We start from the raw sequence: 11,560 nt of genomic DNA, 5'->3' as shown, positions 1-11,560 counted from the left end.
GGTGCGCTGTGAGCGCCAGCCCGTACCCCCTCGGTCTGCGGCTCGACGGGCGTCGGGTGGTCGTGGTGGGCGGCGGCGCGGTCGCCACCCGGCGCGTCCCGGCGCTGCTGGACGCCGGCGCGGACGTCCTGCTCGTGGCACCGGAGCTCACCCCGGCGTTGCGTGCGCACGCCGACGCGGGGCGGCTGCACTGGGTGCCGCGCCGGTTCACGCCCGACGACCTGGACGGGGCGTGGCTGGTCCAGGTGGCGATCGACGATCCCCTCGCTGCGGCGTCGGTGAGCGCCGCCGCCGCCGAACGGCGGATCTTCTGCGTCCGGGCCGACGACCGGACGGCTGCCACCGCGTGGACCCCGGCGGTGACCCGGCACGGCCCGGTCACAGTAGCGGTGCTCGGCGGCGGCGATCCGCGACGGGCGATGAGTGTCCGAGACGCGATCCGCGACCTCCTCGGTGTAAGGAAGGGCCCCCTGTTAACGCCTGCGGTAGAGGAAGGGGCCCTTCCTAACGCGGGCGGCGGGCGGGTGGCGCTGGTCGGGTCCGGTCCCGGTGACCCGGAGCTGATCACTGTGAAGGGCTGGCGGCTGCTCACCGAGGCTGACGTGGTCGTCGCCGACCGGCTGGTGCCCGGGCTGCTCCTGGACGAGCTACGTCCCGATGTCGAGCTGGTAGACGCCTCGAAGATCCCCTATGGCCCGTCCCGGGCACAGGAGGAGATCAACCAGATCCTGGTCGACCGTGCCCTGGCTGGCGCCTTCGTGGTGCGGCTCAAGGGCGGCGACCCGTACGTCTTCGGCAGGGGCGGCGAGGAGTTGCTGGCGTGCGCGGCGGCGGGCGTACCGGTGACCGTGGTCCCCGGGGTGACCAGCTCGATCGCCGCTCCTGCGGCGGCCGGGATTCCGGTCACCCACCGGGGGGTGGCGCACGAGTTCACAGTGGTCTCCGGGCACCTGGCACCCGACTCGCCGGCGTCGCTTGTGCGTTGGGACGCCCTTGCGGGTCTGCGTGGAACCCTTGTGATCCTGATGGGGCTGAAGAATCTCGCCGCCATCACGGCAACCCTGATCGCGCACGGCCGACCGCCGCAGACGCCGGCCGCCGTCGTCCAAGAAGCCACCACGGGCGCCCAGCGGGTGCTGCGGTCGACGCTCGACGCGGTGGCTGCCGACGCGGTGGCGGCCGACCTCCGTCCGCCCGCCGTCGTGGTGGTGGGTGACGTGGTGGGTGCCCTCGACGGGTGACCGGTGGCACGGGTCCACGCGGACCGGAGCGGCCCTGGGCGGTGCGGGCGCGGAGCGGCCCCTGGGCGGTGCGGGCGGCAGAGACCGGCCGGTCCCTGCGGGCCCTTTGCTCTGCTTCAACCGACGCAACACGGAGACGTCGTTTGTGTTGCGTGGAGTGAAGCAGAGCAAAGGACGCGCGGAGGGCCCATGGCGAGGGCGGTGACGGCGGCGCTCGGGTGGCCGCTACCGCCGGTGCGGTCCACCGACCGACGCCGGCCGGAGCGACGACGGGCCGGAGCAGCGCTGCTCCGGCCCGTCGTCGAACTGCCTGTCGGCTACTGCTTGAGCATGTTGTCCAGCAGCAGGGCGCAGCGGATCAGCCCCAGGTGGCTGTACGCCTGCGGGTGGTTGCCCAGGCCCCGCTCGGCGAGCGGGTCGTACTGCTCGGGGAGCAGCCCTGTCGGGCCGGCCGTGAGCACCATCTGCGCGAACAGTTCCTCGGCGTCGGTGCGGCGGCCGGTGCGCAGGTACGCCTCGATCAGCCACGCCGTGCAGATGTGGAAGCCACCCTCACGGCCGGGCAGGCCGTCGTCCCAGTGGTAGCGGTAGACGACCGGCCCGCTGCGCAGGTCCGCCTCGATCCGCAGGACTGTGGACAGGAAACGCGGGTCGTCGCCCGCGAGCAGGCCGGAGAGCCCGATCCAGAGCGACGAGGCGTCCATGTCCTCGTCGCCGTAGGCGACGCTGTACGCCTCCACGTCGGAGTGCCAGCCGTGCTCCAGCACGTTGGCGCCGATCCGGTCGCGCAGGTCCGTCCACTCCGGCCGGTCCTCGCCGCCGTGCTGGCGCATCACGTGCAGCGCCCGGTCGACGGTCATCCAGCACATCACCTTGGAGAAGACGTGGTGCCGAGGTGGGAGCCGAGCCTCCCAGATGCCGTGGTCGGGCTCGTGCCAGCGGCGGCGGACCGCCTCGACCATGTTCTCCAGGACCCGCCACTCGTCGTCACGCACCGAACCGCGGGCGTCGGCGACGGCCGCGATGAGGTCGGCGATCGGGCCGAAGACGTCCAGTTGCAGCTGGTGGTTGGCGAGGTTGCCGACCCGGACCGGCCTGGAGCCGGCGTACCCGGGCAGCGTGTCGATGACCGCCTCGGCACCCAGCTCGTAGCCGTCGATCGTGTAGAGCGGGTGCAGCCGCTCCGGGTGACCGCCGGTGCGTTCGATGCAGCCGTCGACCCAGAGCAGCAGCGCTTCGGCCTCCTCGATGGAGCCGAGGTCGACAAGCGCGCGGGCGGTTAGCGCCGCGTCCCGTAGCCAGCAGTAGCGGTAGTCCCAGTTGCGGACGCCGCCCAGCTCCTCGGGGAGCGAGGTGGTGGCCGCGGCCAGGATCGAGCCGGTCGCCTCGTGGCAGAGCCCTCGCAGCGTGAGGGCGCTGCGGGCGACCAGGTCGCGGGCGGTGGACGGCAGCCGCAGCGAGGCCACCCAGTCCTTCCACGGCTGCTCGGCAGCGGCCTGCCGCTCGTGGACCGGCACCCGGTGGTGCTCCAGGCTGTTCGTGCCGAAGCGAAGCTCCAGCACGATCTGCCCGCCGGCTGCCGAGAGGTCGACGATCGCCTTGGCGGTCTCGTAGCCGCCGTCGTTCGTGACGTCCCACTCCACCCCGGGGGAGTAGAGGGCGATCGGCTCGTTCGAGCCGAGCACCAGGAGGCCGTCGCCGAGCGGTTGCAACTGCACGGCGACCTGACCGAATTCGGGTCGCGGCGCGAAATCCACCCGGACCCGGCCACTGCCGGTCAGCACCCGGACCAGCGTCGAGTCACCCGTGATCACCGCGGCGCCGTCCGGGATGGTCTCCCTGGTCGGCTTGTCCAGCCAGTCGGTGACGGTGAGCCCGGACCACCGGGTCTCCACTGTCATCGTGCCGGAGCGGTAGCGCTGGCCCAGAGGAATACCGCCGCGTTCCGGGGCGACGCTGAAGTGGCCGGCGGGGCTGCCGCCGACCAGGTCGGCGAAGATCGCCGCCGAGTCCGGCTTGGGGTGGCAGAGCCAGCTGACCTTGGCCTCGGGGGTGAGCAGCGCGACGGTACGGCCGTTGGCCAGCATGGAGTGCCGTTCGATAGGCACCGCCCGCTCACCGAACAGCCAGTGCCGACGGGTCTCCAGCAGCAGCCCGAGCGCGCGGGCCGCCTCGATCGGCTCGGCCACCCGGTAGTCGGCCTGCGTCTCGCCCGGACCGATCTTGATGCCGAGGTCCGGTCCGTGCAGGTTGCCGAACGCGTTCTCGTCGGTGACGTCGTCGCCGATGAAGAGCACCGCGCTTGCCGCGAGCTGGGTCCGGAGCTGGTCGATAGCGGTGCCCTTGTGGGTGGCCACCACTGACAGCTCGATGACCTCCTTGCCCTGCGTGACCGTGACGCCGTCGAAGGTCGCCGGGCCGCTCAGGGCCGCTTCGATTGCCGAGGCGGCGACCTGCGGGTCGACTCCCCGGGTGTGCATGGCGACGCTTGCCGGCTTGCGTTCCAGCCGGATGCCGGGGTGCTCGGCGGCGATCTCCCGCAGCGCGTTGCGCACCTGCTGGCGTACTGCCACCAGCTCGGGGGAGAGCCGCTCGACGAAGCCGATGTCGAACTCGGAGCCGTGGCTGCCGACGAGGTGCACCTCGCTGGGCAGCCGGGAGAGCGCGGCCAGATCGCGCAGCGCCCGGCCGGAGACCACCGCCACGGTGGTCTGCGGCAGCGCGGCGAGCGCGCGGATCGCGGCCACCGCCTCGGGCAGCGGTACGGCTGTGCTCGGATCCTCCACGATCGGCGCGATCGTGCCGTCGTAGTCGCAGGCGATGAGGAGTTGGGGAACCCGGGCGATCCGGCCGATGGCGGATCGTAGTTCCGGGTCCATCACTGCGGCGGCGATCGCCGCTCCGTCGGTGACGGACGTGTTCACGCGGCCTCCGCCTCGGACACTCCGAGCTCGGAGAGGAAAGACTTGGCCCAGTGCCCCACGTCGTGGGTGCGCAGGTGGCGTTGCATTGTCCGCATCCGGCGGCGTGCCTCGGTTTTCTCCACGTGCACTGCCCGGAGCAGGGCGTCCTTGACCGCGTCCGGGTCGTGCGGGTTACACAAAAATGCCTGGCGCAGCTCTGTTGCGGCGCCGGCGAATTCACTGAGCACGAGCGCGCCACCCTGGTCGGCGCGCGATGCGACGTACTCCTTGGCCACCAGATTCATTCCGTCTCGCAGCGGGGTCACCATCATCACGTCGGCAGCGACGTACATCGCGGCCAGTTCACTGCGACTGTACGACTGATGCAGATAATGCACCGCCGGCACGCCGACCCGGCCGAATTCGCCATTAATCCGACCAACCTCGCGCTCAACCTTGACTCGAAGTGCCTGGTAGTGCTCGACGCGCTCGCGGCTCGGCGTGGCCACCTGCACCATAACCGCATCCGGAACTGTCAACTTTCCGTCAGCAAGCAGTTCGCGGAAGGCCTTCAGGCGCAACTCGATGCCCTTGGTGTAGTCGAGCCGGTCCACACCCAGGATGATCGTCTTCGGGTCGCCCAGTTCGGCGCGGATCTGCTTGGCCCGGGCCTGGATCGCCGGGTCCTCGGCAAGCCGCTCCATCTCCTTGGTGTCGATCGAGATGGGGAACGCGCCCGCCTTCACCTGCCGCCCGTCGACCTGGATCATCTGACCCTCGTAGCGCAGGCCGAGCAGGTGCCGGGCCAGCCGGACGAAGTTCTGCGCGGCCAGCCGCTGCTGGAAGCCGACCAGGTCGGAGCCGAGCAGGCCGCGCAGGATCTCCGTACGGAACGGCATCTGCATGAACAGCTCGATCGGCGGGAACGGGATGTGCAGAAAGAAGCCGATCCGCAGGTCCGGTCGCAGCTCACGCAGCATCGCCGGGACCAGTTGGAGCTGGTAGTCCTGCACCCAGACCGTCGCGCCCTCGGCGGCCACGTCCGCCGCGGCCTCCGCGAACCGGGCGTTCACCAGGCGGTACGCCTCCCGCCAGCGACGCTTGTACGCAGGTGTCTCGACAGCGTCGTGGTAGAGCGGCCAGATCGTCGCGTTGGACTGGCCCTCGTAGTAGCGCTCCAACTCCTCGGCGCTCAGCGGCACCGGGTGCAGTCGGATGCCCTCAAGGTCGAAGGGCTCGGGGGCGGCGCCGGTGCCACCGGCCCACCCGACCCAGGTGCCCTGGTGTTCGGCGAGCACGGGGTGCAGCGCGGTGACCAGCCCGCCGGGGCTGCGTCGCCACTGCCGTCCCTCGGGTGTGCTCACCTCGTCGACCGGCAGACGGTTCGCCACTACGACAAAGGAGCTACGGACGGTCACGATCGGCCACCTCCGGGTACTGACGGGTCCACCGCGATGAGCGTACTGAGCGTAGCTGCGGTGTCTGGGCCCCCGTGCCGGAGTCTCCTACCCGCTCACGCTTCGGCGAATCCTCAAGGTGATCTTGTCGACAACCGGCAGGTCCAGAGGTCCGGCGAGCGGCTCGCGGCAGCCGGCAGCGGGTCCGGCCGGCGGCGCGCCGCGTACCCCGGAGGCGGGGTGATGTGGGCGAAGCGCGCCGTACCTGTCAGGATTGAGGGTGGCGTGCGCGTGGCCGGCTCCCGGCCGGCGGCGGCGGGTGGAGATTCGAGCCCGCGCCGCGCCGCCGATCAGCGACAGCAAACCGACGGAGGTAGCCCGCACCGTGGCCCAGTACATCTACGTCCTGGAAAAGGCGCGCAAGGCGCACGGCGACAAGGTCGTGCTCGACAACGTGACGCTGAGCTTCCTGCCGGGGGCCAAGATCGGTGTGGTCGGCCCGAACGGCGCCGGTAAGTCCAGCCTCCTCAAGATCATGGCAGGGTTGGACAAGCCGAGCAACGGCGAGGCCCGGCTCATGCCCGGTTACACGGTCGGCATGCTCGCCCAGGAGCCTCCGCTCAACGACGCCAAGACCGTGCTCGGCAACGTCGAGGAGGCGGTCGCCGAGACGAAGGCCAAGCTGGAGCGGTTCAACAAGATCGCCGAGCAGATGGCGACCGACTACTCCGACGAGCTGATGGAGGAGATGGGCCGGCTCCAGGAGGAGCTGGACCACGCCGACGCGTGGGACATCGACTCCAAGCTCGAACTGGCAATGGACGCCCTGCGCTGCCCGCCGCCGGACGCCGACGTGACCCAGCTCTCCGGTGGTGAGCGGCGCCGCGTCGCGCTCTGCAAGCTGCTCCTGGAGGCCCCCGACCTGCTGCTGCTCGACGAGCCCACGAACCACCTGGACGCGGAGAGCGTCTCCTGGTTGGAGCAGCACCTCGCCAAGTACGCCGGCACCGTCATGGCGATCACCCACGACCGGTACTTCCTGGACAAGGTGGCCGGCTGGATCCTGGAGCTGGACCGGGGCCGGGCCATCGGGTACGAGGGCAACTACTCCACCTACCTGGAGAAGAAGGCCGCACGGCTGGCCGTCGAGGGCCGCCGCGACGCCAAGATGAAGAAGCGCCTCACCGAGGAACTGGAGTGGGTGCGCTCCAACGCCAAGGCCCGGCAGACCAAGTCCAAGGCCCGCCTGGACCGGTACGACGAGATGGCCACCGAGGCGGAGAAGACCCGCAAGCTGGACTTCGAGGAGATCCAGATCCCGCCGGGCCCGCGTCTGGGCAGCACGGTGATCGAGGCGTCGCACCTCAGCAAGGGCTTCGGCGACCGGCTGCTGATCGACGACCTGTCGTTCTCGCTGCCCCGCAACGGCATCGTCGGCATCATCGGCCCGAACGGCGTCGGCAAGACCACGCTCTTCAAGACCATCGTCGGGTTGGAGGAGCCGACCAGCGGCGAGGTCCGGGTCGGCCCCACCGTCTCGCTGTCGTACGTCGACCAGAACCGGCAGGGCCTCGACGGCGACAAGACCGTCTGGGAGGTCGTCTCCGACGGTCTGGACTACCTGATGGTGGGCAAGGTCGAGATGCCGTCGCGGGCGTACATCGCCGCGTTCGGTTTCAAGGGACCGGACCAGCAGAAGCCGACGAAGGTTCTCTCCGGCGGCGAGCGCAACCGGCTCAACCTGGCGCTGACCCTGAAGATCGGCGGCAACGTCATCCTGCTCGACGAGCCGACGAACGACCTGGACGTGGAGACGCTGTCCAGCCTGGAGAACGCCCTGCTGGAGTTCCCCGGCTGCGCCGTTGTCATCTCCCACGACCGGATGTTCCTCGACCGGGTCGCCACGCACATCCTGGCCTGGGAGGGCGACGACCAGAACCCGGCGAAGTGGTTCTGGTTCGAGGGCAACTTCGAGGCGTACGAGAAGAACAAGATCGACCGTCTCGGCGCGGAGGCCGCCCGTCCGCACCGGGTGACCTACCGCAAGCTGACCCGCGACTGACCGGCCGAGAAGGTGTCTGACCGGTTCGTCTACCACTGCACACTGCGCTGGTCCGATCTCGACGCGTACGGCCACGTCAACAACTCGCGCTTCCTCACCCTGTACGAGGAGGCGCGGGTGGCGTTGATGTTCGCCGGCGGTCGGGCCTGGGGAGTGGGCTCGTTCGCCGACGGCGTCGTGATCCGTCGGCACGAGGTCGACTACCTGCGCCCCGTCGACTACGCGCTGGGTCGGGCCACCGCGGAGGCCGCGCCCACGGTCCGCATCGAGCTGTGGGTGGAGGAGATCAGGCCCTCGCGGTTCACCGTCGCCTACGAGCTGTACGACGGCGACGTGCTGGCCAGCCGCGCCCGCTCGGTGCTGGTGCCGTTCGACCTGACCCGCCAGGTGCCCCGGCGGATCACCGCAGAGGAGCGGGCGTTCCTGCTCACGTACGCCCCGCAGGGCGGTGACGGGTGACCCGGCCGGACACGGCGGGGCCGGACCGGGCGGCGGCGTCGCAGCCCGGTCACGGCCTGACCGGGGTGGCCGACGCGGGCGCGTTCCTGGCCCGCCTGGTCCGACTGGACCCGGGTGCGCTGGTCCGGCTGCGGCCGGGTGGCGCGCCCGGCCGGGTCGCACTCTGGGCCCGGTTGCCGTGGCAGGCGCTCGTGGTCCGTACGGTGGCCGGCGGTCCGACCGACGGCACCGCCGTGGACGTCACCGTGAGCGCCGCGCAACTGCTGGCGGAGCTGGAACGCGGTGGCGTGACGTTGCCGGCTCCCAGGGACGCGCAGTGGCAGTGGCCGTTGCCGCCGGCACGCAGCCAGCCGGTGGAGGTGTTGCCCACCGCGGAGCTGCGGCGGATCGCGGACGCGGCGGCAGGCGCTCTGCGTGCCGCGAGCGAGCAGGGTGTCGCAGGTCGTGCGGTGGGTCAGCGTGCCCTGCGTGACGCGCTTCTCGACCACGTGGCAGTGCTCGTCACTCCGGACGACCCGCCGGGCCCGCCGGTGGAGGTGTCGCAGCGGTTGGTGCAGGGGCTGGTCCGGATGGGCTTTCTCGGCCCGGCCGACGGCGCCGCGCGGTCGCAGGTGCAGGTGCGTGTCGCCGGCCGATGGGTCGGCCTGGTGGGACCATATGGAGCCACTTGGTTGCAGAAGGCCACCGATCTTGGCCTGACCCCCCTCAACACTCGTACGAACGGATGACCCTGGCTCATTCTTCTGGGTCGGTGCGGTCGTTGGGGGGGTGCTTCAACTCGGCTGTCCGGGTACCGTCCATCCTCGGATCCAACGCACCGTAGGCGGCTGGATCCGCTGGGGAGTGAGGTGCGCGAGCGATGCCGTGGTGGTCATGGCGCCCCGGTCCCGCCGACGGCGGGAATCCGGAAACCGGAAGCGGGATCACAGTCGACAGCGCGGTCCGGGTCGGGCCGCCCAGCCCTCGCCAGCCGGGGGACGACTGCCCGGGCAACGACAGGCCCGCGCTGGCCGACATGTCGGTCACCGTCGAGCCGGTGAGCCTGGGGCGGGTCTGTGACGCGCTCGATCTACTCGACGTGCGTTACCTGGCAGACGGCGACGGCAATCTCCTGGCCATGTGGGAGCGGCACGCGGTGCTGGTGACCCTCGAAGGCCCGGAGGACGAGATCCTGGTCATGCGGGCCCGCCCGCACGCCACGGTCCCGCCGGACTGGGCTGACCGGGCCTACCGGGTCGTCAACGAGTGGAACCACACCCGTCGGTTCTGCAAGGCGTACATCGGTGACCCGACCGAACGCGGTCAACTGCCGATCTACGCCGAGCTTCAGGTGCCGCTCGGCGCCGGCACCCACGACGCGCTGCTTGTCGAGATGCTCGACTGCGGCGCGGCGGTGGCCACCAGCTTCGTGGACTGGCTGCACGACGAGGGCGCGCTGCTCTGAGCCTCGCGCCTGCCGACGGCCCGGTGCGGGCCGTCAGGCGGGCTCGGCCGGGTCTTCCATGGCGTTGACCATGAAGTACGCGGCCCGCTCCAGGTAGTCCCAGAGGGCGGTGGCGACCTGCGGCTCCAGATCGAGCTTGTCCACCGCGTTGCGCATGTGCCGCAGCCAGGCGTCCCGTTCGGCAGCGCCGATCCGGAACGGGGCGTGCCGCATCCGCAGCCGCGGGTGCCCACGCTGGGTCGAGTACGTGTTCGGGCCACCCCAGTACTGCATCAGGAACAGGGTCATCCGGTCGGCAGCCGGGCCCAGGTCCTCCGGATACATCGGCCGTAGCAGAGGATCGCCTGCCACGCCGACGTAGAACTCGTCCACAAGCCGGCGGAAGGTGGGCTCGCCGCCGACCGCTTCGAAGAGGGTCATCGACGCACCGGGACGGTCGGATTCACCTGCGGGGTTCACCGTTCCATCCTGCCAGGTGCGGCCCGGCCCGGCCGGACCCGTAGGCCGTGCGTCGGGTCACGGCAGCTGGGCGCCGGCCCCCGGGGCTGGACCGACGGTCAGGTGACCGCCTGCCGGTGACGGTCGTCACCTGAGCGTGGATCGGTGCTCCGCGCCATGTCGCCGGCTGCGGGGCTACGCGGGCCGGGTGCGGGCGCGGCGCCAGACGAGGTGCCTGCCGCCGACGTGGCCGGTGCGGGGGTGGCCGGTGCGGGGGTTGCCGGTGCGGGGGCGGGCGTGGCATTGGCCGCGGTGGCCGCCGCGATCGTCGCGTCGATGGTCTGCTTGTCCGGCCAGCGCAACGCGGCGATCGTCATCAGCACCACCCCGACGGCGCTCCACACCCCGACCACCATCGGAATGGAGAACCGCTCGGAGAGCATTCCGGTGATCAGCACCGCGAGGCCCTGGATGACCTGGACGCCTGTCGCCATCACGCCGAAGGCGCGCGCCCGGAAGCCGGCGGGCAGCGCCTGGACGAACAGCCCGTTGGCCATCGGCAGCATGCCGGCGACCGCGAACCCGCAGAGGGCGGCCAGCAGCGCCACCACCAGCGGAGACGGATTCAGTAGTGCCGGCACCAGCACCAGCGGTGAGAGCACCGCGAGCGGGCGCATCAGGGCCAGCCGGCGGGCCGGGCCGAACAGCCGGCTCACCAGCAGCCCGCCGAGGATGAAACCCACCGGATTGGCGACCATGATCACCGCTTGCGCCGTGCCGGGGTTCATGTTGACGTTCGGGTGCTCGTTGGCCCAGGCGGCGGCCAGCCCTTCCGGAACGATCGAGAAGAGCATCGCGCTGAACACCAGCACCGCGATGGCCCGCAACACCGGTGTGCCGAACACGATCTGGAACCCCTGCGCGGTCTCCCGGAGCAGGTGGCTGCGGTGCGCGCTTGTCATCAGCGCCGGTCGGTTGCGCACCCCGAGGCGGACCAGCAGCGCGGAGACACCGAACGTGACCGCGTTGAACAGCAGCGCGGCCCTCGGATCGATCGAGGCGATGGCCGCGCCGAACAGATAGCCGACAACCTGGGCTGCCTGCCCGATGCTGCTGTTCAGCGACAACCCGACCACCAGCCGGTCCCCGGTGAGGATCTGCGGCATCAGCGCGGACTTCGCGGCCTGACTCGGTGGGTTGGCGAGCGTCGTGGCGAAGATGAGCACCAACAGCGCCGGGACCGGCAGGTTCGGAAGGGCGATGAGCAACATCAGCGCCATCCGGATCAGGTCACACAGCACCATCACCCGCCGGTACGGGTAGCGCTCGGCCAACGCCGCGAGCAGCGGGCCACCGACCAGCCACGGCAGGTAGCTGATGGCGAACGCGGCGGCGGAGAGCGCGACCGACTCGGTCTGCCGGTAGACGAGGAGGGTGACGGCGGCCTTGGCGACGTAGTCGCCGATCCAGGAGAGGGCCCCGGCTGCGAAGACAGCTCGGAACTCGCGCTGGGCGAACACTTCGCGAAAAGTGGCCGGCCCCTCCGCGGAAGGTCGCTCGTCAGGCACCGTCGCCTCCATCGGCCCCCGGAACAGCCGCTCGTGACAGCCCGGCCG

Annotated in this window: 9 protein-coding genes; 5 read left to right on the top strand and 4 right to left on the bottom strand. The window is 70.9% G+C overall.

Going from position 1 to position 11,560, the window contains the following annotated elements; translation table 11 throughout:
• Positions 1-8 precede the first annotated feature (8 nt).
• A complete protein-coding gene (cobA, locus tag ACPXB1_RS21265; protein ID WP_355593938.1) occupies positions 9-1,241 on the top strand; it encodes a uroporphyrinogen-III C-methyltransferase in 1,233 nt (410 codons plus the stop codon).
• A 317-nt stretch (positions 1,242-1,558) separates the two neighbouring features.
• Here the strand turns inward: cobA and otsB are convergent, their stop codons facing one another.
• Positions 1,559-4,120 carry a trehalose-phosphatase gene (gene otsB / locus ACPXB1_RS21260; protein WP_355594020.1) on the bottom strand — a complete coding sequence of 854 codons (2,562 nt, stop codon included), beginning with the start codon at positions 4,118-4,120 and terminating at the stop codon, positions 1,559-1,561.
• A 41-nt stretch (positions 4,121-4,161) separates the two neighbouring features.
• A complete protein-coding gene (locus ACPXB1_RS21255) occupies positions 4,162-5,562 on the bottom strand; it encodes an alpha,alpha-trehalose-phosphate synthase (UDP-forming) (protein ID WP_053653015.1) in 1,401 nt (466 codons plus the stop codon).
• Between the two features lie 364 nt (positions 5,563-5,926).
• Between ACPXB1_RS21255 and ettA the strand changes: the two genes are divergently transcribed.
• The 4 genes from ettA to ACPXB1_RS21235 all read left to right on the top strand — a co-directional run bounded on the left by ettA (position 5,927) and on the right by ACPXB1_RS21235 (position 9,506).
• Positions 5,927-7,603: an energy-dependent translational throttle protein EttA gene (gene ettA / locus ACPXB1_RS21250; protein ID WP_355594022.1), complete on the top strand. Its 1,677-nt coding sequence runs from the start codon at positions 5,927-5,929 to the stop codon at positions 7,601-7,603.
• A 12-nt stretch (positions 7,604-7,615) separates the two neighbouring features.
• Positions 7,616-8,062 (top strand): acyl-CoA thioesterase, encoded by a 447-nt coding sequence (locus tag ACPXB1_RS21245; RefSeq protein WP_053653013.1) that lies wholly within the window; start codon positions 7,616-7,618, stop codon positions 8,060-8,062.
• On the top strand, positions 8,059-8,790 hold the full coding sequence (locus ACPXB1_RS21240; protein ID WP_425735707.1) for a hypothetical protein: 732 nt from the start codon (positions 8,059-8,061) through the stop codon (positions 8,788-8,790). The genes ACPXB1_RS21245 and ACPXB1_RS21240 overlap by 4 nt, the downstream gene beginning before the upstream one ends.
• A gap of 131 nt (positions 8,791-8,921) precedes the next feature.
• Positions 8,922-9,506 (top strand): YbjN domain-containing protein, encoded by a 585-nt coding sequence (locus ACPXB1_RS21235; protein WP_355593940.1) that lies wholly within the window; start codon positions 8,922-8,924, stop codon positions 9,504-9,506.
• Between the two features lie 33 nt (positions 9,507-9,539).
• Here ACPXB1_RS21235 and ACPXB1_RS21230 read toward each other — a convergent pair whose 3' ends face one another.
• Positions 9,540-9,926 carry a globin gene (locus ACPXB1_RS21230; protein WP_425735706.1) on the bottom strand — a complete coding sequence of 129 codons (387 nt, stop codon included), beginning with the start codon at positions 9,924-9,926 and terminating at the stop codon, positions 9,540-9,542.
• Positions 9,927-10,063: 137 nt separating this feature from the next.
• Complete coding sequence (locus ACPXB1_RS21225) at positions 10,064-11,524, bottom strand: MFS transporter (RefSeq protein WP_425735705.1); 1,461 nt, start codon at positions 11,522-11,524, stop codon at positions 10,064-10,066.
• Between the last annotated feature and the right edge of the window lie 36 nt (positions 11,525-11,560).

The sequence above is a fragment of the Micromonospora sp. DT68 genome, assembly GCF_049847245.1.
Lineage (GTDB): Bacteria > Actinomycetota > Actinomycetes > Mycobacteriales > Micromonosporaceae > Micromonospora > Micromonospora profundi.
The sequence above is the reverse complement of the archived record's forward strand: the minus strand, read 5'-3'. Positions and strand labels throughout refer to the sequence as shown.